15 protein-coding genes, 21 tRNA genes, 3 rRNA genes and 2 riboswitches are annotated in these 24,730 nt (G+C 46.0%); of the genes, 4 read left to right on the top strand and 35 right to left on the bottom strand.

Going from position 1 to position 24,730, the window contains the following annotated elements; genetic code table 11:
* Nucleotides 1–29 precede the first annotated feature (29 nt).
* The 29 genes from glgP to DIC78_RS16000 form a co-directional block, all read right to left on the bottom strand.
* Nucleotides 30–2,426, bottom strand: a complete 2,397-nt coding sequence (glgP, locus tag DIC78_RS16140) for a glycogen phosphorylase GlgP (protein WP_127696603.1) — start codon at nucleotides 2,424–2,426, stop codon at nucleotides 30–32.
* On the bottom strand, nucleotides 2,413–3,867 hold the full coding sequence (gene glgA / locus DIC78_RS16135) for a glycogen synthase GlgA (protein ID WP_127696602.1): 1,455 nt from the start codon (nucleotides 3,865–3,867) through the stop codon (nucleotides 2,413–2,415). Before glgA ends, glgP begins: the two co-directional genes overlap by 14 nt.
* Nucleotides 3,864–4,895: a glucose-1-phosphate adenylyltransferase subunit GlgD gene (gene glgD / locus DIC78_RS16130; RefSeq protein WP_127696601.1), complete on the bottom strand. Its 1,032-nt coding sequence runs from the start codon at nucleotides 4,893–4,895 to the stop codon at nucleotides 3,864–3,866. Before glgD ends, glgA begins: the two co-directional genes overlap by 4 nt.
* 24 nt (nucleotides 4,896–4,919) lie before the next feature.
* On the bottom strand, nucleotides 4,920–6,062 hold the full coding sequence (locus DIC78_RS16125) for a glucose-1-phosphate adenylyltransferase (protein ID WP_024122609.1): 1,143 nt from the start codon (nucleotides 6,060–6,062) through the stop codon (nucleotides 4,920–4,922).
* On the bottom strand, nucleotides 6,059–7,942 hold the full coding sequence (glgB, locus tag DIC78_RS16120; protein ID WP_127696600.1) for a 1,4-alpha-glucan branching enzyme: 1,884 nt from the start codon (nucleotides 7,940–7,942) through the stop codon (nucleotides 6,059–6,061). Before glgB ends, DIC78_RS16125 begins: the two co-directional genes overlap by 4 nt.
* A 237-nt stretch (nucleotides 7,943–8,179) precedes the next feature.
* Nucleotides 8,180–8,251, bottom strand: a tRNA-Glu gene (locus tag DIC78_RS16115).
* A gap of 4 nt (nucleotides 8,252–8,255) precedes the next feature.
* A tRNA-Ser gene (locus DIC78_RS16110) sits at nucleotides 8,256–8,346 on the bottom strand.
* 3 nt (nucleotides 8,347–8,349) lie between these two features.
* Nucleotides 8,350–8,424: transfer RNA gene (locus DIC78_RS16105), tRNA-Asn, on the bottom strand.
* Between the two features lie 17 nt (nucleotides 8,425–8,441).
* Nucleotides 8,442–8,518: transfer RNA gene (locus tag DIC78_RS16100), tRNA-Ile, on the bottom strand.
* A gap of 15 nt (nucleotides 8,519–8,533) precedes the next feature.
* Nucleotides 8,534–8,607 (bottom strand) — tRNA-Gly (locus tag DIC78_RS16095).
* Between the two features lie 7 nt (nucleotides 8,608–8,614).
* Nucleotides 8,615–8,690, bottom strand: a tRNA-His gene (locus DIC78_RS16090).
* Between the two features lie 21 nt (nucleotides 8,691–8,711).
* Nucleotides 8,712–8,787: transfer RNA gene (locus DIC78_RS16085), tRNA-Phe, on the bottom strand.
* A gap of 12 nt (nucleotides 8,788–8,799) precedes the next feature.
* Nucleotides 8,800–8,876 (bottom strand) — tRNA-Asp (locus DIC78_RS16080).
* Nucleotides 8,877–8,930: 54 nt separating this feature from the next.
* A tRNA-Met gene (locus DIC78_RS16075) sits at nucleotides 8,931–9,007 on the bottom strand.
* Between the two features lie 23 nt (nucleotides 9,008–9,030).
* Nucleotides 9,031–9,123 (bottom strand) — tRNA-Ser (locus DIC78_RS16070).
* Between the two features lie 6 nt (nucleotides 9,124–9,129).
* Nucleotides 9,130–9,206 (bottom strand) — tRNA-Ile (locus DIC78_RS16065).
* 2 nt (nucleotides 9,207–9,208) lie between these two features.
* A tRNA-Met gene (locus DIC78_RS16060) sits at nucleotides 9,209–9,285 on the bottom strand.
* 21 nt (nucleotides 9,286–9,306) lie between these two features.
* Nucleotides 9,307–9,379 (bottom strand) — tRNA-Ala (locus DIC78_RS16055).
* A gap of 5 nt (nucleotides 9,380–9,384) precedes the next feature.
* Nucleotides 9,385–9,461, bottom strand: a tRNA-Pro gene (locus DIC78_RS16050).
* A gap of 15 nt (nucleotides 9,462–9,476) precedes the next feature.
* A tRNA-Arg gene (locus DIC78_RS16045) sits at nucleotides 9,477–9,553 on the bottom strand.
* 9 nt (nucleotides 9,554–9,562) lie between these two features.
* A tRNA-Leu gene (locus tag DIC78_RS16040) sits at nucleotides 9,563–9,648 on the bottom strand.
* Nucleotides 9,649–9,662: 14 nt separating this feature from the next.
* Nucleotides 9,663–9,737 (bottom strand) — tRNA-Gly (locus DIC78_RS16035).
* 8 nt (nucleotides 9,738–9,745) lie between these two features.
* Nucleotides 9,746–9,829 (bottom strand) — tRNA-Leu (locus DIC78_RS16030).
* A 10-nt stretch (nucleotides 9,830–9,839) separates the two neighbouring features.
* A tRNA-Lys gene (locus tag DIC78_RS16025) sits at nucleotides 9,840–9,915 on the bottom strand.
* A 37-nt stretch (nucleotides 9,916–9,952) separates the two neighbouring features.
* Nucleotides 9,953–10,028: transfer RNA gene (locus tag DIC78_RS16020), tRNA-Thr, on the bottom strand.
* Nucleotides 10,029–10,059: 31 nt separating this feature from the next.
* Nucleotides 10,060–10,135: transfer RNA gene (locus DIC78_RS16015), tRNA-Val, on the bottom strand.
* A gap of 22 nt (nucleotides 10,136–10,157) precedes the next feature.
* Nucleotides 10,158–10,273: ribosomal RNA gene (gene rrf / locus DIC78_RS16010) — 5S ribosomal RNA — on the bottom strand.
* Nucleotides 10,274–10,327: 54 nt separating this feature from the next.
* Nucleotides 10,328–13,255: ribosomal RNA gene (locus DIC78_RS16005) — 23S ribosomal RNA — on the bottom strand.
* 169 nt (nucleotides 13,256–13,424) lie between these two features.
* A 16S ribosomal RNA gene (locus DIC78_RS16000) occupies nucleotides 13,425–14,974 on the bottom strand.
* Together the 16S, 23S and 5S rRNA genes with 21 tRNA genes alongside form the textbook arrangement of a ribosomal RNA operon.
* A 472-nt stretch (nucleotides 14,975–15,446) precedes the next feature.
* A riboswitch (TPP riboswitch) is annotated at nucleotides 15,447–15,548 on the top strand.
* A 100-nt stretch (nucleotides 15,549–15,648) separates the two neighbouring features.
* On the opposite strand from DIC78_RS16000, the gene thiT reads away from it, so the two are divergent.
* The gene (gene thiT / locus DIC78_RS15995; protein WP_106019446.1) at nucleotides 15,649–16,227 is read left to right on the top strand and encodes an energy-coupled thiamine transporter ThiT; all 579 of its coding nucleotides are present in this window, start codon (nucleotides 15,649–15,651) and stop codon (nucleotides 16,225–16,227) included.
* 40 nt (nucleotides 16,228–16,267) lie between these two features.
* Here the strand turns inward: thiT and DIC78_RS15990 are convergent, their stop codons facing one another.
* The 3 genes from DIC78_RS15990 to DIC78_RS15980 are packed head-to-tail and all read right to left on the bottom strand — an operon-like array spanning nucleotide 16,268 to nucleotide 18,891.
* On the bottom strand, nucleotides 16,268–16,792 hold the full coding sequence (locus DIC78_RS15990; protein WP_127696599.1) for a GNAT family N-acetyltransferase: 525 nt from the start codon (nucleotides 16,790–16,792) through the stop codon (nucleotides 16,268–16,270).
* Nucleotides 16,793–16,818: 26 nt separating this feature from the next.
* Nucleotides 16,819–18,348 (bottom strand): flotillin lipid rafts scaffold protein FloT, encoded by a 1,530-nt coding sequence (gene floT / locus DIC78_RS15985; RefSeq protein WP_059292679.1) that lies wholly within the window; start codon nucleotides 18,346–18,348, stop codon nucleotides 16,819–16,821.
* A gap of 18 nt (nucleotides 18,349–18,366) precedes the next feature.
* Nucleotides 18,367–18,891, bottom strand: coding sequence for an NfeD family membrane protein (locus DIC78_RS15980; protein WP_127696598.1), 525 nt, complete (start codon nucleotides 18,889–18,891; stop codon nucleotides 18,367–18,369).
* 168 nt (nucleotides 18,892–19,059) lie between these two features.
* Between DIC78_RS15980 and DIC78_RS15975 the strand changes: the two genes are divergently transcribed.
* The gene (locus DIC78_RS15975) at nucleotides 19,060–19,548 is read left to right on the top strand and encodes a DinB family protein (protein ID WP_127696597.1); all 489 of its coding nucleotides are present in this window, start codon (nucleotides 19,060–19,062) and stop codon (nucleotides 19,546–19,548) included.
* Nucleotides 19,549–19,553: 5 nt separating this feature from the next.
* On the opposite strand, the gene DIC78_RS15970 is transcribed toward DIC78_RS15975, so the two are convergent.
* The 3 genes from DIC78_RS15970 to betB all read right to left on the bottom strand — a co-directional run bounded on the left by DIC78_RS15970 (nucleotide 19,554) and on the right by betB (nucleotide 22,919).
* The gene (locus DIC78_RS15970) at nucleotides 19,554–20,132 is read right to left on the bottom strand and encodes an MOSC domain-containing protein (protein WP_127696596.1); all 579 of its coding nucleotides are present in this window, start codon (nucleotides 20,130–20,132) and stop codon (nucleotides 19,554–19,556) included.
* A gap of 89 nt (nucleotides 20,133–20,221) precedes the next feature.
* Nucleotides 20,222–21,430 (bottom strand): choline dehydrogenase, encoded by a 1,209-nt coding sequence (gbsB, locus tag DIC78_RS15965; RefSeq protein ID WP_095713945.1) that lies wholly within the window; start codon nucleotides 21,428–21,430, stop codon nucleotides 20,222–20,224.
* A gap of 16 nt (nucleotides 21,431–21,446) precedes the next feature.
* Entirely contained in the window at nucleotides 21,447–22,919 is a 1,473-nt protein-coding gene (betB, locus tag DIC78_RS15960) for a betaine-aldehyde dehydrogenase (RefSeq protein WP_127696595.1), read from the bottom strand.
* 199 nt (nucleotides 22,920–23,118) lie between these two features.
* Between betB and cudC the strand changes: the two genes are divergently transcribed.
* Together cudC and bslA are read left to right on the top strand one after the other, a co-directional pair.
* Nucleotides 23,119–23,661 (top strand): transcriptional regulator GbsR, encoded by a 543-nt coding sequence (gene cudC, locus DIC78_RS15955; RefSeq protein WP_106019451.1) that lies wholly within the window; start codon nucleotides 23,119–23,121, stop codon nucleotides 23,659–23,661.
* Between the two features lie 207 nt (nucleotides 23,662–23,868).
* Complete coding sequence (gene bslA, locus DIC78_RS15950) at nucleotides 23,869–24,414, top strand: biofilm surface layer hydrophobin BslA (protein WP_101864219.1); 546 nt, start codon at nucleotides 23,869–23,871, stop codon at nucleotides 24,412–24,414.
* 151 nt (nucleotides 24,415–24,565) lie between these two features.
* Nucleotides 24,566–24,715, top strand: a riboswitch (cyclic di-AMP (ydaO/yuaA leader).
* Nucleotides 24,716–24,730: the final 15 nt, after the last annotated feature.

The raw sequence follows: 24,730 nt of genomic DNA, 5'->3' as shown, positions 1-24,730 counted from the left end.
CAAAAAAAGCCGCTCAAACAGCGGCTTTTTTACATCATCGGCTTAATTCTCCAAATGTGTTTCGCATATTCGTGAATCGTCCGGTCGCTTGAAAAATAACCTGAATGGGCAATGTTTAAAATCGAACGCTCTGACCACTTTCGCCGATCTTGATAATCGGCTTGAATACGCTCCTGGGCATCCGCGTATGAACTGAAATCCTTCAATACAAAATACTCGTCATTATGCGGCAGCAGCGAATCATAGATGGATTCAAATTCATCGGCTTCACCTTCAAAAAAACCGTTGATCAGCTGATCTGCTACCTGCCTGATTCTGCGGTCATGCTGATAATACTCCCTTGATCTGTAGCCTCCGTTTTCCTGGTAGGAAAGAACGTCATCCGCTTTCAAACCAAAAGTGTAAACACAATCAGTTCCGACCCGTTGCAGAATTTCAATATTCGCCCCGTCATGCGTGCCGATTGTCAGCGCGCCATTCATCATAAACTTCATATTTCCTGTACCGGACGCTTCCTTGCTTGCAGTCGAAATTTGTTCACTTACATCTGATGCCGGAAAAATCTGCTCCGCCATAGAGACCCTGTAATTTTCTAAAAAAACGACCTTGAGCAGCTGCCTCACCGCCGGGTCATAATTTACTTTCTCCGCAACGGAATGAATCAGTTTAATAATTTTCTTCGCGTAATGATAGCTTGGTGAAGCCTTTGCTCCGAAAATAAAGGTTTGCGGATAAATAGAAAATCCCGAATCCTCCTTCAGGCGGTTATACAAATACATAATATGAAGAACATTCAGCAGCTGCCGTTTATACGCATGAAGCCGTTTCACCTGTACGTCAAATATGCTGTCCGGATTTACAGCCACTCCGGCCGTGCAAAAAATCAGATCAGCAAGCTCTTGCTTTTTTCTGCTTTTGTTGTTTTGGAACTGCTCAATAAAAGCGGGATCAGTAGCGTATGGTTCCAGCCGAATCAAGGATTCAGGCTGTTTTATCCATTCATCGCCTATCGCATCCGTTATCATCGCAGACAAGCCGGGATTGGCTTTTAACAGCCAGCGCCTATGGGCAATTCCATTTGTTTTATTGTTAAACCGATTCGGAAACATCAAATGAAAATGACGCATCTCTCGTTCCTTTAGAATGTCGGAATGAATTTTGGCAACTCCGTTTACACTGTAGCTTCCCACTATTGCGAGATGAGCCATTTTGACAACTCCGTGCGCCGTAATCGCCATATCCTCTATCCTTTTCCAGTCACCGGGATACTTCTCCCAAACCGCTCTGCAAAACCTCTCATTAATCTCTTCAATAATCATATACATTCGTGGGAGCAACGGCTTAAATAAATGAATCGGCCATTTTTCAAGCGCTTCTGACAGTGTCGTATGATTCGTATAGGAAATTGTATGTACCGTGATATGCCAGGCATCTTCCCAGCTCATGTTTTCTTCATCAAGCAAAATCCGCATCAGTTCAGGCACAGCAAGTGCAGGATGGGTGTCATTAATATGAATGCTTACTTTTTTATGCAGACCATATAATGATTGATTCGTTTTGCGGTAATTGTTCACAATGCTTTTTAAACTTGCACATACTAAAAAATACTGCTGCTTCAGCCGTAATATCTTACCCTCGTCATGCGTGTCATCAGGGTATAAAAATTCAGATACAGCTTCTGTTTCCCGTTTATAAGACAAAATATTGCCGCCATGATAATGCGCATAAGGTTCGGCGTTCCAAAGTCTTAATGTGTTGACTGTGCCCGTATCGTATCCGATGATCGGGATATCATAAGGAACGGCGGTAATGATTGTTGCTTGCTCATGACGAAAATGCAGACGGCCGTTTTTTTCAGTCATATGCACCTCGCCCCAAAACGGCACGTCAACCGCTTGATCAGCATTTCTTACTTCCCACACATTTCCGTTTTTCAGCCATTGCTCAGGCAGCTCAACCTGATGCCCGTCAACAATTTTTTGTTCAAATAAACCATGCTTATAGCGAATCCCCATCCCATGCCCAGGCAAGTTTAACGAAGCCAGAGAATCTAAGAAACAAGCTGCCAATCGCCCCAGACCTCCATTCCCAAGCCCTGCATCACTCTCCATATAAAGGATCTCGTCTAAACTGATGCCGATCTCTTTCAGACCCGCTTCCACTACATCCCGAATACCGAGATTCATTAAATTTTGTTCAAGGAGCTGTCCGAGAAGAAATTCAATCGACAAATAGTATGTCTGCTTTCCGGAATTGGACCTGCTTCTTTCATTTGTCTGGATCCAATCAGCGCTGATGTACTCTCTGATCATATTGCCTAAGGTTTTATATTGATCAAGCCTGGAAGAGTCCTTAAAGCTTTTCCCGCACGTCATTTCCAGACGCTTTAAAAATAAGGCTACAAAGCGTTCTTTACTCGAGAACATCCCGTCCACTCCTTGTCACATGCTCGAAAATGCGCTGATACTGTTTGGCTGATTGTTTCCAGCTGTAATCTGCATTCATTGCGGTCTTCATGATGCTCTTCCATACATCCTTTTGGCGATAAAACGACAGCGCCCTCTCGATCGTAAATTTCAGATCGTGAGCATTAAAGGCTGAGAACGTAAAACCGTTGCCTGTGCCCTCTTCCTCCCGGTAGGAACGGACAGTGTCATAGAGCCCGCCTGTTTCTCTGACAATCGGAATAGCGCCATATTGAAGCGCGATCATCTGCCCCAGGCCGCACGGCTCAAATTTCGACGGCATCAGAAACAAATCCGAGCCCGCATAAATCTGATGGGCAAGCGGCTCATCAAACCCAATATACGCCCTGCATTTATCGTGAAATGCAAATTCAATGTACCGGAAGTAGTCCTCAAATTCCCGTTCCCCCGTACCGAGCACAATCAGCTGTATGTCTCTCTCCTCCAGCAGCTCGTGCATCATTCTCTTAACAAGATCAAGCCCCTTCTGTTTGGTCAGCCTTGTTACCATACTGATCAGCGGAATATCTTTTCGTTCCGGAAGGCCCATCCGCCGCTGGAGCTTCGTTTTATTTTCTTCCTTTAAATCAAGACGTTCAGGATCGTAATGCATCTCAATATACGGATCGCTCTCTGTCTGATAGAAAGAGTCATCAATACCGTTTAAGATCCCTGTTAAATCTTTTTCCCTATGCTGCAAAACTGGCTCAAGCTGCTCGCCGTAATACGGCGTTAAGATTTCATTTCTATAAGTCGGGCTCACCGTTGTTACATGATCAGCAGCGAGAATCCCTGCTTTCATAAAATTAACAAATCCATTGCATTCTAATCTCTCATAATGAAAATGACTCATGTCCAGACCGAGCAAGTCATGTGTCACCTCAGGCGGGAATATACCTTGAAACTGCAAGTTATGGATCGTGAGCACACTTTTCATCTGCTTATAAAAAGGGCGCTTGCTGTATTCCTCTTTCAACAAGTAATTGACCATCGCTGTATGCCAGTCATGAGTATGAATGATATCGGCTTGAAAACTCACTGCTTCTGCCGCTTCCAGCACAGCTCTTGAAAAATAAGCAAACCGCTCCCCATCGTCAAAATGCCCGTACAGGGAATCCCTTGAGAAATAATATTTATTGTCGATAAAATAATAATTCACACCATCTTCAGCCAAATGTTCAATCCCGCAATATTGCTGACGCCAGCCAACAGCAACCGTACATTCAGCTGTTTTCTTCATACGCTTTTTCCAAGGATCAGGAATTTGACTGTATTTCGGCATGATCACCGCTACGTCGTTCCCAAGACGAGAAAGCACTTTGGGCAGCGCGCCGGCCACATCGGCCAGGCCTCCTGATTTTACAAACGGAGTACATTCTGAGACAGCAAATAACACCTTCAAGAATTCATCAGCTCTCCTTGCACCAAACCTTTTTTTAATACGAGCGGCTGCTCCTCCGTTCCCGCAGCTTCAGTTGTATTGCCGATTTTGACATCTTTATCAGCAATCACCTGCTCCAGCAAACAATCCTCACCAATCTGCGTTTTTTGCATAATAATGCAGTTTTTCAGCTTTGTGCCTTTCCCGACATGCACCGCCCTGAACAAAATGCAGTTTTCGACCTCCCCCTCAAGCACACAGCCGTTTGCCACTAAAGAATTTCTAACAGTGCTGTTCTTCCCGTATTTCGTTGGGGGCTCATCCTTCACTTTTGTATAAATCGGCTGCTGAGGCAAAAACACCTGCTGCCAAAAACGCGGCTGAATAAGCTCCATACTGTGGGTATAATACTTTTCTACAGAATCAATAACAGCTGCATACCCCGAATATTCATATGGGCAAATGGTCAATGCGGGGGCTTCTTTTTCAACAACCTCCTGAATGGTTCTGTATCCTTTTTCAATATGTCCGTAAATCAGATCTTTCAAGAGTTCAGAAGACATGATATAGATTTGCAGCGACTGACCGTCCTGAAAGACCTCGGTAATGTCACAGCCCGCCTCCTGATGTCTTTTCAGCACGTATTGAAATTGAATGTTGCATACAGTATGGCTGTTGGTGATGACGGCATATTGCTGTGTGCTTCTATGAAAGTAATCAAGATGATCAGAAAACTGGCGAAATGAACCGAATTCATTATACTCATCATGCAAATGCGGTGACGGAAAAAAAAAGAGGCCGTCCTTTTTTCGGTGCAAATCCCATTCCTTCCCTGCTCCAAGATGATCCATAAGAGACCGGTAGCGATATTTCGGAAAAATCGCCACACTCCTAATGTCCCCATTCACCATATTGGACAGCATAAAATCTATCAAGCGGTATCTGCCAGCAAAAGGAATCGCACCAAGCGACCGCTGTGCGGTTAAATCCTGAAGAGAATGCTTATATGTGGTTTCATCTATAACACCTAACATTTGATTATTGATCAACTGATTCTGCCTCCTCTTCAGTCATTAAATCAATTCTTTCTCTACAAATTCCTCCGAAACAAGCAGTACCTCCTGAATGTCTTTTTCAGATTTAATCACTGCGCCATCCGGAAGCACTAAGCCCTTGGGCACGATAGCATTCTCAATCACGACATGCTCACCGATTGTCACATCCGGCATAATCACTGAACGCTTGACCGTTGCGTGCTTACCGACGGTGACACCTTGAAATAGAACGGAGTGAGACACATTCCCATAAACAACACACCCCTCATTCACAAGTGAGTCATGAACCTGCGCCTCAGGCGAAATAAATTGCGGAGGCTGATTCGGATTGACAGAGTAAATCTTCCAATTGCGTTCAAACAGCCTTAGCTCAGACTGGTCTTTCAGCAAATCCATATTGGCTTCCCATAAGCTCTGCACCGTGCCGACATCCTTCCAATATCCTTTAAACGGATAAGCGGAAAGCTTCTTTTTCTCCTCCAAAAGCAAAGGAATGATGTCTTTGCCGAAGTCATGGCTTGAATACGGATTCCGGTCATCCATCTCAAGGTATTGCTTCAAGAGCGGCCAATTGAAAATATAAATACCCATGGATGCCAAATTGCTCTTTGGAAATTTAGGCTTTTCATCAAAATGTGTGATTATCCCGTCTTCATTTGTCTTCATGATGCCGAATCGGCTCGCTTCTTCCCATCCTACTTCAATCACGGAGATGGTCACATCCGCTTTCTTTTCAATATGAAAATCAAGCATTTTGCCGTAGTCCATTTTATAAATGTGATCGCCTGATAAGATCAGCACATACTCAGGATCGTACTGGTTCAGGTAATTGAGATTTTCATAAATTGCGCTTGCCGTCCCTTTATACCATTTCACTTCGGATGACTCGGCATAAGGAGGCAATACCGTAACGCCGCCATTGTGCCTGTCAAGATCCCATGCACTGCCAATGCCAATATAGGAATTCAGCTCCAGCGGCTGATATTGCGTTAAGATGCCTACTGTGTCTATGCCTGAATTCGAACAGTTGCTGAGCGTAAAATCAATAATCCTGTATTTTCCCCCAAAAGATACGGCCGGTTTTGCCATGTTTTTTGTTAATCCGCTGAGACGGCTGCCCTTCCCGCCGGCAAGGAGCATAGCCACACATTGTTTTTTCATTCATTTATCTCTCCTCTTTTTTTCACCGCCCGCATAATCGAAATGCCATAAGGGGGGATTGTCATTGTGATATAGCACGGTTTGTGATGAACAGCTCCAGCTTTGGCTGCCAACGGCTTTTTATTCAATTGACCTGAGCCCCCATATTTTTCATTGTCACTGTTCAACACTTCGATATATTGGGTAAGAAAGGGAACGCCAACATCATATTGATGATAGACCGAGGGTGTAAAATTACATAAGATGATAAGCGCCTCACCGTGCCGTCTGCCATACCGAATAAAAGAAAAGATTGATTGCTCCTCATTGTGGACATCAATCCATTCAAATGACTGAGCACGATGGTCATTTTCATAAAGGATTTTGCTTTTTTGATAAAAGCGGAGAAGATCTTGAGTAAAAACACTTGCTTTTTGATGCATGGGGAAGGAGTTCAAAAACCAATCAAGCTGTTCTGTATCTTTCCATTCATCGAATTGGGCAAATTCTGATCCCATAAAAATGAGTTTTTTTCCGGGATGAGCCGTCATATAACCGAGTAAAAGCCGATATTGGGCAAATTTCTGCCAATAGTCGCCAGGCATTTTATGAAGAAGTGATTTTTTTCCATAGACGACTTCGTCATGAGAAAATGGCAATACAAAATGTTCACTAAACGCATAAAGCAAGGAAAAAGACACAAGCTGATGGCAGTGCCGCCTTTGTTCAGCAGGCGTCTCCATATATTTCAGCACATCATTCATCCAGCCCATATTCCATTTAAAATGAAAGCCGAGTCCCCCTTCCTCAACAGAACCTGTTACTTGAGGCCATTCGGTGGAATCTTCCGCTATCATCATGACATGCGGATATGCCTCTCGCATTGTTTGATTTAGCTTTTTTAAAAATTCAACTGCATAGAGATTCGTATGGCGTTCATCCTGATTTGGCCAATACAGCATATTAGCCACGGCATCGACCCTAAAGCCATCTATATGATAGAATTCCGCCCAGTACAACGCATTAGAAATTAAAAAACTATGAACTTCCGGTTTTCCTAAATCAAAGTTAGCGGTGCCCCACAGCCAGTTCTCCCTGTCACGCTCTTTTTGATATTCGTAAAGAGGCGCTCCATCAAACATATAAAGCCCATGCGAATCTTTACAAAAATGTCCGGGGACCCAATCAAGTATGACGCCGATGTTTGCCTGATGGCATTCATCAACAAACCTCATCAAATCATGAGGCGTGCCAAATCGGCTTGTCGGGCTGTAATACCCCGTTGCTTGATAACCCCAAGAGCGATCATAAGGATGTTCATAAACGGGCAGCAGCTCGATATGGGTAAATCCCTGCTCTTTGATATAAGGAATAAGAAACTGGCCTAATTCTTCATAGGAGTAAAGCGTGCCATCGGGATGCTTCTTCCATGAACCAAGATGAAGCTCATAAATAAAAACCGGCTTTTCATATATCGTTTTAGCTTTCTGCTTCTTCTGCCACTTTTGATCATGCCAGCTGTACCCTGCAAGATCGTAAGTAAGAGACGCCGTATTCGGTCTTACTTCTGAATAAAAAGCATACGGGTCTGCCTTCAGCATGGTCTCACCGCTATTTGTCACGATTTCATACTTATATCGTTCCTTTTCTTTCAAACCTGGAACAAATAACGTCCAAATGCCATGATCATTAACTTTCTGCATAACATGAAGCTCACCTGACCAGCTGTTAAAATCTCCAGCCACTCGAACTTCTGACGCATGCGGCGCCCACACACAAAATTCATACCCGCTTTGGCCATTCAGCTCGCGATAATGCGAGCCAAACAGCTGATAGCTTTTAAACAGACTGCCTTCGTGAAAAAGATAAACATCATGTGCTGTTGGGCTGGCAGCGGCCATGTAATCATCCTTTCTGACATCATAGTTTTCATTTATATTATTTATTCGTAGAAATAAAAAAAAGCCCTTTCTAGAAAGCGCTTATATTTATTGACATAAAACTTCATTTTCTGAAGAAAAACAAAAGATATGGAGTTTTTTGTTGTAAATTTGATATAGAATAAAAAACAAAATCAGACGCATATCATATAGTTTTAGAAAACAAAAAAACCTTGCAGGATATGCAAGGTTTCAGGATGACCCGTACGGGATTCGAACCCGTGTTACCGCCGTGAAAGGGCGGTGTCTTAACCGCTTGACCAACGGGCCGTCATGGCGGAGAAGGAGGGATTTGAACCCTCGCGCCGCTTACACGACCTACACCCTTAGCAGGGGCGCCTCTTCAGCCACTTGAGTACTTCTCCATATGGCTCCACAGGCAGGATTCGAACCTGCGACCGATCGGTTAACAGCCGATAGCTCTACCACTGAGCTACTGTGGAACGTAAAAGTCATGGTATGGTGGGCCTGAATGGACTCGAACCATCGACCTCACGCTTATCAGGCGTGCGCTCTAACCAGCTGAGCTACAGGCCCATGACGATATAGAAATGGAGCGGGTGATGGGAATCGAACCCACGACATCAGCTTGGAAGGCTGAGGTTTTACCACTAAACTACACCCGCAATTTTTTGGGGCGATTGATGGGAATCGAACCCACGAATGCCAGAGCCACAATCTGGTGCGTTAACCACTTCGCCACAACCGCCAAAATATATATATTTGTAAATGGTGGCTCGGGACGGAATCGAACCGCCGACACACGGATTTTCAGTCCGTTGCTCTACCAACTGAGCTACCGAGCCTTATTATTTAAATGGCGGTCCGGACGGGACTCGAACCCGCGACCTCCTGCGTGACAGGCAGGCATTCTAACCAACTGAACTACCGGACCATTTTAATTAGTTGCACCCATCGGGCGCTCCTTATTTAAAAGGATATATTTGTTTGGTTGCGGGGGCAGGATTTGAACCTGCGACCTTCGGGTTATGAGCCCGACGAGCTACCGAACTGCTCCACCCCGCGATGATAAAATGTAAGAATATATATGGCGGAGGAAGAGGGATTCGAACCCCCGCGGGCTTTGACACCCCTGTCGGTTTTCAAGACCGATCCCTTCAGCCAGACTTGGGTATTCCTCCGTATTGTGGTGGACCTTGTAGGACTCGAACCTACGACCGGACGGTTATGAGCCGTCTGCTCTAACCAACTGAGCTAAAGGTCCTTTGGTAGCGGCGGAGGGGATCGAACCCCCGACCTCACGGGTATGAACCGTACGCTCTAGCCAGCTGAGCTACACCGCCAAATCATATATTGAAATCAAGTGGAGCCTAGCGGGATCGAACCGCTGACCTCCTGCGTGCAAAGCAGGCGCTCTCCCAGCTGAGCTAAGGCCCCAAGAATGGTCGGGAAGACAGGATTCGAACCTGCGACCCCATGGTCCCAAACCATGTGCTCTACCAAGCTGAGCTACTTCCCGATTTCATGTAGATCATGGCGCGCCCGAGAGGAGTCGAACCCCTAACCTTTTGATCCGTAGTCAAACGCTCTATCCAATTGAGCTACGGGCGCAAATTATAATGCCGAGGGCCGGACTTGAACCGGCACGGTAGTCACCTACCGCAGGATTTTAAGTCCTGTGTGTCTGCCAATTCCACCACCCCGGCATGGATGGTATAGTTGGAGCGGAAGACGGGATTCGAACCCGCGACCCCCACCTTGGCAAGGTGGTGTTCTACCACTGAACTACTTCCGCAGAAATGATGCGGATGAAGGGACTTGAACCCCCACGTCTGTAAAGACACTAGAGCCTGATTCTAGCGCGTCTGCCAATTCCGCCACATCCGCAACATATAAATGGTGAGCCATGAAGGACTCGAACCTTCGACCCTCTGATTAAAAGTCAGATGCTCTACCAACTGAGCTAATGGCTCTTCTTACAAGAGACTTGAATATTATATCATATAAAAGTGGTGCCGGCAAGAGGACTTGAACCCCCAACCTACTGATTACAAGTCAGTTGCTCTACCAATTGAGCTACACCGGCTCATATGTAAACATATTATGTATAGTAAGAATGGTGGAGGATGACGGGCTCGAACCGCCGACCCTCTGCTTGTAAGGCAGATGCTCTCCCAGCTGAGCTAATCCTCCATAATTGCACTAACGTGCAATTGCTTGGCGGCGTCCTACTCTCACAGGGGGAAACCCCCGACTACCATCGGCGCTGAAGAGCTTAACTTCCGTGTTCGGCATGGGAACGGGTGTGACCTCTTCGCTATCGCCACCAAACAATTTGAGAGTGTTCTCTCAAAACTAGATAACAGGTGTGACATCATTAGAAATTAGGTTAAGTCCTCGATCGATTAGTATCTGTCAGCTCCATGTGTCGCCACACTTCCACCTCAGACCTATCAACCTGATCATCTTTCAGGGATCTTACTTCCTTGCGGAATGGGAAATCTCATCTTGAGGGGGGCTTCATGCTTAGATGCTTTCAGCACTTATCCCGTCCGCACATAGCTACCCAGCGATGCCCTTGGCAGAACAACTGGTACACCAGCGGTGCGTCCATCCCGGTCCTCTCGTACTAAGGACAGCTCCTCTCAAATTTCCTGCGCCCGCGACGGATAGGGACCGAACTGTCTCACGACGTTCTGAACCCAGCTCGCGTACCGCTTTAATGGGCGAACAGCCCAACCCTTGGGACCGACTACAGCCCCAGGATGCGATGAGCCGACATCGAGGTGCCAAACCTCCCCGTCGATGTGGACTCTTGGGGGAGATAAGCCTGTTATCCCCGGGGTAGCTTTTATCCGTTGAGCGATGGCCCTTCCATGCGGAACCACCGGATCACTAAGCCCGACTTTCGTCCCTGCTCGACTTGTAGGTCTCGCAGTCAAGCTCCCTTGTGCCTTTACACTCTGCGAATGATTTCCAACCATTCTGAGGGAACCTTTGGGCGCCTCCGTTACCTTTTAGGAGGCGACCGCCCCAGTCAAACTGCCCACCTGACACTGTCTCCCCGCCCGATAAGGGCGGCGGGTTAGAAGGTCAATACAGCCAGGGTAGTATCCCACCGATGCCTCCACCGAAGCTGGCGCTCCGGTTTCCAAGGCTCCTACCTATCCTGTACAAGCTGTACCAACATTCAATATCAGGCTGCAGTAAAGCTCCACGGGGTCTTTCCGTCCTGTCGCGGGTAACCTGCATCTTCACAGGTACTATAATTTCACCGAGTCTCTCGTTGAGACAGTGCCCAGATCGTTGCGCCTTTCGTGCGGGTCGGAACTTACCCGACAAGGAATTTCGCTACCTTAGGACCGTTATAGTTACGGCCGCCGTTTACTGGGGCTTCAATTCGCACCTTCGCTTACGCTAAGCGCTCCTCTTAACCTTCCAGCACCGGGCAGGCGTCAGCCCCTATACTTCGCCTTACGGCTTCGCAGAGACCTGTGTTTTTGCTAAACAGTCGCCTGGGCCTATTCACTGCGGCTCTCTCGGGCTTGCACCCTAACAGAGCACCCCTTCTCCCGAAGTTACGGGGTCATTTTGCCGAGTTCCTTAACGAGAGTTCTCTCGATCACCTTAGGATTCTCTCCTCGCCTACCTGTGTCGGTTTGCGGTACGGGCACCTCTCACCTCGCTAGAGGCTTTTCTTGGCAGTGTGGAATCAGGAACTTCGCTACTATATTTCGCTCGCCATCACAGCTCAGCCTTATGGGAAACGGATTTGCCTATTTCCCAGCCTAACTGCTTGGACGCGGATATCCAATACCGCGCTTACCCTATCCTCCTGCGTCCCCCCATTGCTCAAATGGTGAGGAGGTGGTACAGGAATATCAACCTGTTGTCCATCGCCTACGCCTTTCGGCCTCGGCTTAGGTCCCGACTAACCCTGAGCGGACGAGCCTTCCTCAGGAAACCTTAGGCATTCGGTGGAGGGGATTCTCACCCCTCTTTCGCTACTCATACCGGCATTCTCACTTCTAAGCGCTCCACCAGTCCTTCCGGTCTGGCTTCACAGCCCTTAGAACGCTCTCCTACCACTGTTCGAAGAACAGTCCGCAGCTTCGGTGATACGTTTAGCCCCGGTACATTTTCGGCGCAGAGTCACTCGACCAGTGAGCTATTACGCACTCTTTAAATGGTGGCTGCTTCTAAGCCAACATCCTGGTTGTCTAAGCAACTCCACATCCTTTTCCACTTAACGTATACTTTGGGACCTTAGCTGGCGGTCTGGGCTGTTTCCCTTTCGACTACGGATCTTATCACTCGCAGTCTGACTCCCAAGGATAAGTCATTGGCATTCGGAGTTTGACTGAATTCGGTAACCCGGTAGGGGCCCCTAGTCCAATCAGTGCTCTACCTCCAAGACTCTTACCTTGAGGCTAGCCCTAAAGCTATTTCGGAGAGAACCAGCTATCTCCAGGTTCGATTGGCATTTCACCCCTACCCACACCTCATCCCCGCACTTTTCAACGTGCGTGGGTTCGGGCCTCCATTCAGTGTTACCTGAACTTCACCCTGGACATGGGTAGATCACCTGGTTTCGGGTCTACGACCACGTACTCATGCGCCCTATTCAGACTCGCTTTCGCTGCGGCTCCGCATCTTCTGCTTAACCTTGCACGGGATCGTAACTCGCCGGTTCATTCTACAAAAGGCACGCCATCACCCGTTAACGGGCTCTGACTACTTGTAGGCACACGGTTTCAGGATCTCTTTCACTCCCCTTCCGGGGTGCTTTTCACCTTTCCCTCACGGTACTGGTTCACTATCGGTCACTAGGGAGTATTTAGCCTTGGGAGATGGTCCTCCCGGATTCCGACGGAATTTCACGTGTTCCGCCGTACTCAGGATCCACTCTGGAGAGAACGAAGTTTTGACTACAGGGCTGTTACCTCCTATGGCGGGCCTTTCCAGACCTCTTCATCTACCTCGTTCCTTTGTAACTCCGTATAGAGTGTCCTACAACCCCAAGAGGCAAGCCTCTTGGTTTGGGCTAATCCCGTTTCGCTCGCCGCTACTCAGGGAATCGCATTTGCTTTCTCTTCCTCCGGGTACTTAGATGTTTCAGTTCCCCGGGTCTGCCTTCTCATATCCTATGAATTCAGATATGGATACCACTCCATTACGAGTGGTGGGTTTCCCCATTCGGAAATCTCCGGATCAAAGCTTGCTTACAGCTCCCCGAAGCATATCGGTGTTCGTCCCGTCCTTCATCGGCTCCTAGTGCCAAGGCATCCACCGTGCGCCCTTTCTAACTTAACCGTTAAAAAGAATCACTATGTGATATCTTGTGTTACTAATTGAATGTGATGTCTACTGTTATCTAGTTTTCAAAGAACACGTTTCGAAGGAATGATCCTTCAAAACTAAACAAGACAGGGAACGTTCTGTTTATAAGACCCAAGGTCTTATATTCCGTAAATATCCTTAGAAAGGAGGTGATCCAGCCGCACCTTCCGATACGGCTACCTTGTTACGACTTCACCCCAATCATCTGTCCCACCTTCGGCGGCTGGCTCCATAAAGGTTACCTCACCGACTTCGGGTGTTACAAACTCTCGTGGTGTGACGGGCGGTGTGTACAAGGCCCGGGAACGTATTCACCGCGGCATGCTGATCCGCGATTACTAGCGATTCCAGCTTCACGCAGTCGAGTTGCAGACTGCGATCCGAACTGAGAACAGATTTGTGGGATTGGCTTAACCTCGCGGTTTCGCTGCCCTTTGTTCTGTCCATTGTAGCACGTGTGTAGCCCAGGTCATAAGGGGCATGATGATTTGACGTCATCCCCACCTTCCTCCGGTTTGTCACCGGCAGTCACCTTAGAGTGCCCAACTGAATGCTGGCAACTAAGATCAAGGGTTGCGCTCGTTGCGGGACTTAACCCAACATCTCACGACACGAGCTGACGACAACCATGCACCACCTGTCACTCTGCCCCCGAAGGGGACGTCCTATCTCTAGGATTGTCAGAGGATGTCAAGACCTGGTAAGGTTCTTCGCGTTGCTTCGAATTAAACCACATGCTCCACCGCTTGTGCGGGCCCCCGTCAATTCCTTTGAGTTTCAGTCTTGCGACCGTACTCCCCAGGCGGAGTGCTTAATGCGTTAGCTGCAGCACTAAGGGGCGGAAACCCCCTAACACTTAGCACTCATCGTTTACGGCGTGGACTACCAGGGTATCTAATCCTGTTCGCTCCCCACGCTTTCGCTCCTCAGCGTCAGTTACAGACCAGAGAGTCGCCTTCGCCACTGGTGTTCCTCCACATCTCTACGCATTTCACCGCTACACGTGGAATTCCACTCTCCTCTTCTGCACTCAAGTTCCCCAGTTTCCAATGACCCTCCCCGGTTGAGCCGGGGGCTTTCACATCAGACTTAAGGAACCGCCTGCGAGCCCTTTACGCCCAATAATTCCGGACAACGCTTGCCACCTACGTATTACCGCGGCTGCTGGCACGTAGTTAGCCGTGGCTTTCTGGTTAGGTACCGTCAAGGTACCGCCCTATTCGAACGGTACTTGTTCTTCCCTAACAACAGAGCTTTACGATCCGAAAACCTTCATCACTCACGCGGCGTTGCTCCGTCAGACTTTCGTCCATTGCGGAAGATTCCCTACTGCTGCCTCCCGTAGGAGTCTGGGCCGTGTCTCAGTCCCAGTGTGGCCGATCACCCTCTCAGGTCGGCTACGCATCGTTGCCTTGGTGAGCCATTACCTCACCAACTAGCTAATGCGCCGCGGGTCCATCTGTAAGTGGTAGCCGAAGCCACCTTTTATGTTTGAACCATGCGGTTCAAACAAGCATCCGGTATTAGCCCCGGTTTCCCGGAGTTATCCCAGTCTTACAGGCAGGTTACCCACGTGTTACTCACCCGTCCGCCGCTAACATCAGGGAGCAAGCTCCCATCTGTCCGCTCGACTTGCATGTATTAGGCACGCCGCCAGCGTTCGTCCTGAGCCAGGATCAAACTCTCCGATAAATGGATCGCAGATTAAGTTCACCACATCCTGTGGCAACATCTGCGTGATCTGCATCGTGCAGACCTCAGTTTGACTGACTACGCACATTGCTGTGCGATTTATAATAAAACTTGAATTAACAGGTACGTTTTGTCTTGTTTAGTTTTCAAAGATCATCACCGCTCTCAATGAAGCAGCTTTACCAATATAACACTCAGCTTCTTAATTGTCAACAACTTTTTTAAAAGTTGTTTAAAGCTTCTTGTTTTGTCTGCTGTTCATCAGCGACGTTTAATAATATAACACCTATAATTATTTATTGCAATAGTTTTTTAAAAAAATCTATAAAACAATAAAACTGTAATCTTTCTTTATTCTATCTAACTTGTAATGCTTTATAAAACATTTATCTATTAAAGAACATTTACTACAGGCAATGTCATCTTGTTGTTTTAACCTTTTTCTTGTATAGTAGAAACGAACTAAATATCCGATGACCACAAGGGGAGCATAAAAGCTGAGAGTGAGCGGTTTCGTTCTGACCCTTTGAACCTGTTAGTTAACGCTGGCGTAGGGATGTGGCAAAGTCAAATGAATTGCAGATTGTAAAGCAGTGCGTGGAACTTTCCTCATCCTTCCGCGTGCTGCTTTTTTGTTGTCCTTTTGGATTGTCTATCGATGGAAGGGGATTTTTATGGCTCAATCAAGACAACTGGTACGTCTTATTGAAATTGCAATCATGACTGCTGCTGCTGTCATTTTAGACATCGTTTCCGGAATGTTCCTCCGTATGCCTCAAGGAGGGTCGGTATCCATCATGATGATTCCGATTTTTTTGATTTCTTTTCGCTGGGGAGTTAAAGCGGGGCTTACAACCGGTCTATTGACAGGTCTCGTTCAAATTGCGATCGGAAATCTATTTCTTCAGCACCCTGTTCAGCTGTTGCTTGATTACATGGCAGCGTTCGCCGCTGTCGGCATAAGCGGCTTTTTCGCTTCCGCTGTCCGCAAATCCGCCTTATCAAAAGCAAAAGGGAAATTGATCGTATCAATTATTTGCGCAGTTTTTATCGGCAGTTTTCTGCGTTATGCTGCACACGTGATTTCAGGGGCTGTATTTTTCGGCAGCTTTGCACCAAAAGGAACGCCGGTATGGCTCTACTCATTAACTTATAATGCTACTTATATGATTCCGTCATTCATCATCTGTGCGATTGCCCTTTGTTTATTGTTCATGACAGCTCCGCGCTTGCTGAAAACCGAAAAGGCTTAATCTAACAACCCCCAGCGGCCGTTCCGCTGGGGGTTGTTTTTTATCTTCCGTTAAGCAGATTTTTTAATGAAGCAAGATCCGGCCAGCCGAATCCTATTTCTTTCATGCTTTCTCCTGCGATTTCAAAACTATCCTCGGCTGCTCTTTCAGGTGAAAACGACTGATAAAAATTAATCGAAGGATTCTCTTCTACGACCCAAACAAACATGCTCGTAAAGCCCTGATCAAGCAAAAAATCTGTACCCTTTGTCAAAAGCGCTCTGCCTGCACCTTGCCGCTGTTTTTCTTTTAAAAGGTAAATGGCATACAACTCTCCGTCATAGCCTTTCTGCTCTGAACGAATTGAACCAAAAGATGCAAAGCCGAATACCGAGCCTTTTTCATCTTCTGCCACAAAAACCCCCTTTAATGAACGGCTTTTCCATTTGGCTTCAAAATCCTTGTAGTTCAAACCATTTAAGTATTCAGCGGAGACAATGCCGCTGTATGTTGTCACCCAGCTGTCAACATGCACTTTTGCGATTGCCTTTATATCATCTAGTCGTGCTTCTCTTATAGTCACCATTCATTCTCTAATCCTTTCCGCAATGGTTATTCAGATTTTTGAACAGGTTTTGTTTCTTTTAATTCATTTGTCAGTTCGTTGATGCTCTGTTTGATGTTGCCTTTTCCTGAAAAGTTCTCAATCATTTCTTTTACGTCGATTCCCGAAGACGCTTTTAAGCTTTCTTGCAGACTGGACATTAAATTTGTCGCATAGCTTGTGACTTTGTTGGCGCCGCTTGAATCACCGTTTCCTCCTGTATCAACAACGGTGATCTTATCAATATTTGAAAGCGGTGCTGATACCTGTTTCGCGTATTCCGGAAGCATTTTGACAATCATATCGAAAATCGCAGCCTGACCGTACTGCTCAAAGGCAGCGGCAATTTTTTCTTTCGCTTCCGCTTCCGCAAGACCTTTTAAGCGAATAACCTCAGCCTCTGTCTCACCTTTTGCTTTTTCAGCTTCTGCTTTTGCAAGGCCGTCAATTCTGACCCTTTCAGCTTCAGCCTTCGCCATCGCTTCTATGCTGTATTTCTTGGCATCGGCTTGGGCTAGCTGTTTGGCTTTTTCAGCAGCGGCAGATTGCTCAACTGAATAGCGGTCTGCATCGGCTTTTTTCTTCACTTCAGAATCATACTGGCGTTCACGGCGGAGAATTTCTTTTTCTTCTAATTCAATTTGTTTTTGGCGTTCTATAATCTTGACCTGCATTTCCTGCTCAGTCACCTGCTGGCGTGCTTTGGCTGTTTCCAAATCGTATGCCTGGTCAGCGTTGGCTTTTGCTGTATCTTGATCTCGCCGGTATTCAGCCATTTTAAGCTGATTGATTTTTTCAGCTTCGGCAATTTCCGTCGCTCGTTCAAGCTCTGATTTTTTGGCTTCTTTATCGGCTTCCGCCCTCTTAATTCTTGTTTCTTTATCGGCCTCTGCGGTTGCAATGTCAGCATCACGTTTTACCTGCGCAATTCTCGGTTTACCTAGTGATTCAAGATAGCCGTTTTTATCACGGACATCTTTAATGGTAAAGGAGACAATCACAAGACCCATCTTCGCAAGATCCTGTGAAGCGACACGCTGCACTTCTTGAGAGAATTTTTCGCGGTTTTTATAAATTTCTTCTACTGTCATAGACCCGAGAATGGAACGGAGGTGGCCTTCCAGTACCTCACGGGCCTCCTGCTCACGGTCTTCTTTTGACTTTCCTAAAAATTGTTCGGCTGCTGTGGCGATTTCTCCAATAGAGCCGCCGATTTTAATAATTGCAGTTCCGTCTGCCATTACAGGCACACCTTGCTCGGTATACACTTCAGGTGTCGATACATCGAGTTTGCTTGATAACAGACTTAGCGGCTCAGCCTGCTGAAAAACCGGAAGAACAAAGGTTCCTCCTCCGCGAACAATCTTCAGGCGGTTGCCTCCCTCATCAACGTGAACATTTTTATTTCCAAGATAACTTCCTGTAACAATTAACGCTTCATCAGGCCCTGCCGTACGATATTTTGTAATAAATACCGCTATAAGTGCGATGAGTAAAAAGAATACAACTGCGATGACGATGATAATCGGCATTGTCATATGACATTCCTCCTTATTTTATAAAGGTTCATGCGGAGTAACTGAAAGAACTCCTTTTTTGACATCCACAACTAAGACGACTGTTCCGTAACTGATCTGTTCATTTTCAAAGCTGATCGCTGATTTTGAAATCGTACCGCCTATCCCTTCAATCAGTACTTCTCCAAATCCATCAACCGGAACAGCGGTTATGACTTTTCCGAGTCTGCCTCTAAGATCATCTTCCCGATAAGTCAATGATTCTTCTGCCGATGATAAAGGGACAAGCACAAATAAATGGAGCAATATCACCAGCAGCACCGAAAGAAGACAGGATATTAGAGCAATAATCAGGCTGGAGAGGGGGAAAACTGTTTCGCCTATATATCCAGATGCGGAGAAAAATGTGAAAAATGAGAGCACCAATGTCGGGTGTAATAACGGAATAGCTTCGGACAGCCCTTCAAACACATCTCCGAAAAATAAAAATAGCAGCGTGAGGCTTCCGGCTATGATAAGGGTGTAAAGGTAAATCGTTTGGACAGGAATACCGTATAACTCCAATTTTCTCATCCTTTCTAAGCTGCTACTTTAACCGACGGCCGTCGTTACCTTTTATACGAGATACAGAGGGAAAGGTTTCAAAATTTTTCGATAAATGCTTCCCCGCGAAGCACTTTATAAATGATAAATGCTCTTATATATGGTAATGTTTTTTCAGGAGGAGATATGATGAGTATCTTTAATGAAGCCAGATTAGAAACATGGAATGAAGTAAAAGGACTTTCCGATGAAAAGCTGAATCAGAAGCCTTCTTCTGATGAATGGAGTATACGGGAAGTTCTTGATCATTTGAAGAAAATTGATATGACCGCCCAAAACATGCTGAAAGAACGAGTAAAGGAAGCGCCTGTTAAGGAGATTGAGGAAAAACCGCTTACGGCCGCACAGGATAGAAGCAATAAACGGAAAGCGCCGGCCCATCTTGAACCGGATCATGATTTTATTTCAGGCAGCCAAATGAAACGGGAGCTTGATGTTGTAAGGGAGCAGCTGACAGCTGTTATTGCCTCTCTTAAAGAAGAAGATTTTGAGAGAGTATTGCCGCATCCCTTGTTTCAAGAGCTGACCGTCAGACAATGGATCGAATTTATCGGCCATCACGATAAACGCCACCTCAGCCAGATCAAAGAAATTAAAGAGAAAATAGAAAGAGTCTGATTTATTCAGACTCTTTCTGCTTTTTGTTTGATGTTCCGCTGGTATGAATAAACGATTATTTCGTCACCCGCATACACGGCACCGGGTCTCTCGACAATACATACAATGCCCCTTATCCCCAACGCATGGCGGACAAAAGCCGGTGCAAGCTTTGGCTTGTCCGGATAATAAGACTGGATGACTTCACCCGGCTGGATACACGGATCATTTTCTCCCTCACACAGTAAAGCGGCGCCGCTCGGAAATATAATCCGGCTTCCTTCTTTTAATGTTGTGAAATCAGGTATACCGCTAATTGCAACATTTGCACCGAGCCATTCGGGAAAAATACTCGGGACTCCCATTTTCAAAGCAATTTCGTCACATTCTTCTGTTGAAACAATTGAAATTTGTCTGCGGTTAAAAATTTCTGTTCCTCTTGAAAACATTGGCTCTCGGGCCCCAGCTTTTTTTGTCAGGCCGAAATGTAAGTCGCCGGGAATGCCGCCATAATCAAAATCGAGCTTGTCCATTTGTTTTGTTATAAAGCTTTCTGTATCTGCAACATATAAGCCTTCCGTTTTTGCGGTCATGCGTTTCCACATAAGCTTGCACCGTCCTTCATCTCTAGGATTGTCACTTATGTTCAATTATCCAAAAAAATCCCGCTCTGTAAAGGAGCGGGATCATCGCATTATACAGTTTTTGGCGTAAGATTAAAGCAGCGTTTGTAGATCCAGTTATATGCTTTCTCATTTAAATCTCTAGGATTTCCGAAGGTTTGCGGATCTTTCATTGCTTCTTTTGACAAGCGCTCGATCATGTCCGGCGATACCCCTTGTTCTTCTAAAGTCGGTACTTCTAACTCTTTCACAAGATCGTACATCCAGTTGACAGATGCTTTTGCAGCTTCTTCTGTTGTCATATTGCTTGTATCAATGCCGAACGCTTTTGCGATACGGGCAAATTTCTCCGGATAGCCCTTCCAGTTGTATTCCATAACAGGGCCCATCATTGCCGCTACACATTGACCGTGAGCGACCGGGATGATACCGCCGAGTGTTTGGCTCATGGCGTGAGCAGCACCCGCTGATTCACTGCCGTAAGAAAGACCGGCAAGCATAGCAGCTTGCGCCATTCCGTATCTGGCTTCGAGATCTTCTCCATCAGCAAATGCTCTCTTAATGTAGTGAGCGGCATATTCAATCGCCATCAACGCCACTGCGTCTGTAATCGGCTGCGCAAATTTCATTGTGTAGCACTCAATGGCGTGAGCAAGAGCATCAATCCCCGTCATTGCTGTTACGTGCGGCGGCATTGAGACGTGAAGCTCTGGGTCAATCACAGTCAAATGCGCGGCAATCAGCGGACCGCCTGTGTTAAATTTGAATTCTCTTTCTTCATCTGTAATAACCGCCCATTGCGTTACCTCTGAGCCTGTTCCAGCGGTTGTCGGAATTGTCGTAAGCGGAGGAATGCGGTTCTCCAGCGGTTTCTTTCCTTCAGCGGCTTCATAATCAAGTACGCTTCCCTCGTGAGTCGCTTCTACTCCAATGGCCTTCGCTGTGTCCATGGAGCTTCCGCCTCCGACTGCCACCAAGCCGTTGCAGTTCTCTTTTTTGTAAAGCTCAGAACCTTCATTTACAAGCCGTACAGGAGGGTTTGGCTCAACTTTATTAAAGAGCACCACTTCAATGCCTGCCCCTTTTAATGACTCGATGACAGGATCTGCGACGCCGGCTTTATAAATTCCAGGGTCTGTAACAAGCAATGCTTTTGAAACACCCAGTCCAGCTACTTCTTTTCCTACATGGTTGACGGCGCCAATTCCGTGCTTAATCACAGTCGGAATTTCAAATGTGTGAAATTTATGCATGCTTTCTACTTTCATATTTAATGTCATAATCAATCTCCCCTTCTTATGAATTGAACCAATTAACCGCTGCCGGTTTTGTGTTGCGATAGACATGTTTGACTTCTGTGTACTCTTCAAGCCCTATTTTTCCAAGTTCCCGTCCGAACCCGGATTGCTTATAGCCGCCCCATGGCGCCTGCGCAAAGTACGGATGGAAATCGTTAATCCAAACCGTTCCCATTCTCAAACGGGCTGCTACACGTTCACACTTTTCAATATCTTTCGACCATACAGCTCCGGCCAATCCGTAAATCGTATCATTCGCCAGTGAGATTACTTCTTCCTCAGAACTGAATGTTTCGACTGTTAATACTGGCCCAAATACTTCTTCCTGAACAATTCTCATGTCAGATTTACAGTTTGAGAAAATGGTAGGTTCATAGAAAAAACCGTTTTGAAGTGCTGGATCTTCCGGACGTTTGCCGCCAGTCTCCAGTTTTGCACCTTCTTCCAGTCCGATCTCTACATATTTTTCAACCTTTGCTCTGTGCTCCGCGGAGATAAGCGGACCGCTTTCTGTCTCTTCGTGAAAACCGTTTCCGAGTTTAATGCGTTTCGCCCGTTTGACAAGCTCTGCTAAAAATTGGTCATGAATATCTTCTTCTACAAGCAGTCGGGACCCGGCGGAGCATACTTGGCCGGCGTGGAAAAATACGGCGTTTAGCGCCTGATCAACCGCGACTTCCAGGTCTGCGTCTTTGAAGATGATATTTGGATTTTTCCCTCCAAGCTCAAGCGCAATTTTTTTAACGTTGCCGCTTGCCGCCCGCATGATTTTTTTGCCTGTTTCAATTCCGCCTGTAAACGAAATTAAGTCAACATCTTTGTTTACAGCAAGCTCGTCACCCACTGTGGCGCCCGGTCCCAACACAAGGTTTGCGACACCTTTTGGAACCCCGGCTTCCTCCATCAGCTTAAAGACTTTCATTGTCGTCAGCGGTGTGATCTCACTCGGCTTCATGACAATTGTATTGCCTGCCGCTAAAGCCGGGGCGATTTTCCAGCTTGCTTGCAGAAGCGGATAATTCCACGGCGTGATTTGCCCGCATACGCCAATTGGCTCTCTGATGATTTTGCTTTCTGAATCAGGGATTGGAGATGAGATGATCTCTCCTCCATCTTTATCTGCCAGACCAGCATAATACTGAAAAACATTGGCGATATCGTCCATATCGGCTTTGCTTTCCTCAAGTGTTTTTCCTGTATCAAGGGATTCGAGCTCAGCCAGCTCGTCTAGATCGCGTCTGATTAATTCCGCAATTTTCAGAACTATTTTTCCGCGTTCAAGCCCTGAAAGAGAAGGCCACTCTCCTGCGTCAAAAGCTCTTCGTGCAGCAGCGATTGCTTTAACGGCATCCTCACGTCCGCCCTCGCTAACTGTTGCAATTTCTTCTTGATTAAATGGATTAATAATACTGCGGACCTGCCCTTTTTCGGCACTGATCCATTCACCGTCAATGTATAATGTTTGACTCATCTAAGTCCTCCTTGACGAAAATAAAGTTTGTTAAATAAAAATTTAATGTTTTTAACAACCTTAATCTAACATATGGTTTTTAAACTGTCAAAGCCCTAATTGTGATTTTCATTTTGACTTTTCTCTAGGTTTCGTTAAGATAAAGAACATAAAGAAATGACTTAACAAATTTAATTTTCTAAAGGAAAAGAGGGTCAGTATGGATGAAAATCCAGAATTTGCAGCTATAGAACAGGCACGGGATCTTGTTATTGACTCCATTGCTGAAACAATGGATCTTTACGGAATTACCCGAAGTGTCGGGATATTATATGGAACGATGTACATGCGGGACGAGATGACGCTTGACGAAATGCGGGAGGAGCTGCAAATGAGCAAGCCCAGCATGAGCACAGGTGTCAAAAAGCTTCAGGATTTAAATGTCGTGAAAAAGACATTTCACCGAGGCATCCGTAAGCACACATTTGTAGCCGAAAAAGATTTCTTTAAATTTTTCACAAATTTCTTTCCGCCAAAATGGGAACGGGAAGTTCAGGTGAATGTATCAGCAATTGAGGAGGCTCAGGCTGATTTACAAGAGATATTGCATAAGGAAGAACTCAATGAGGAAACGAAGAATGAAGCGCAGCGTTTATACGAGCAGCTGGAAAGTTCTAAAGCCTACTACGATTGGCTGAAACGTCTCGCTGAATCGGTGCAGAGCGGAGAGATCTTTAAATTTATACCAATTGAAACAAAATAATCGAAAAACGTCTGGAAAACCGGACGTTTTTTTGTTTTTCCGCTATATTTACTACAAATTTGAAAAATACGGGAAAAACACCCCATTTACTTCCATTTTATTTGATGGTAATTTTATGTAGGTAAAATTTGTATTTGGCCTTTAAGAGGAGGTGGAAAGCAGAGGCAGGCCTTTAATCTTTATCACTTATTAGGGGGAATTTTTGTTATGAAACGCAAGTTATTATCTTCTTTGGCCATCAGTGTATTAAGTCTCGGTTTACTCGTTTCTGCACCTTCAGCTTCTTTTGCAGCTGAATCTAAGTCATCTTCTGCTCATACTGAGTCTACGATGAGAGCCCAATCAACAGCTTCATTGTTTGCAACAATTAAAGGAGCGAGCAAAACAGAATGGTCTTTCTCTGATATCGAATTGACATACCGTCCAAACACGCTTCTCAGCCTTGGCGTGATGGAATTTACATTGCCAAGCGGATTTACAGCAAATACAAAAGATACGATGAACGGAAATGCATTGCGCGAAACACAGATCCTCAATAACGGTAAAACAGTAAGGGTACCTCTGGCTCTTGATTTATTAGGCGCTGGTGAATTCAAGTTAAAACTGAATAACAAAACGCTTCCTGCCGCTGGTACATATACTTTCCGTGCAGAGAACAAATCACTGAGCATCGGAAATAAATTTTACGCGGAAGCCAGCATCGAAGTGGCTAAGCGCAGCACACCTCCGACTCAGCCATGCGGCTGTAAATAATCACAGAGGGCCGGCTTAACGCCGGTCTTTTTTTTGACTCCTTTTCCTCTCCCTTTTCCCTCTATTTCCAGTTACCTTTTCACTTGTATTAAATTTAAATTGACAAACACTAGAAACAGGAGTAAATTCTTGAGTGTTCAATTTCATAAAGTCTCTTTTACCGCTTAATCAAACACGAACGGGGAAACCAATGATTGGCTGTTTCACAAAACGGCCTTGGGGTGAATCTTACTTAGTAAGAAGGGGTACTCTGAATCCCTAATCCGACAGCTAACCTCGTAGGCGTATACAGAGAGGAGGTCTATTTTGACCATTC

This window comes from Bacillus halotolerans (genome assembly GCF_004006435.1).
GTDB lineage: Bacteria > Bacillota > Bacilli > Bacillales > Bacillaceae > Bacillus > Bacillus halotolerans.
This window is presented reverse-complemented; position numbering and strand designations above follow the sequence as displayed.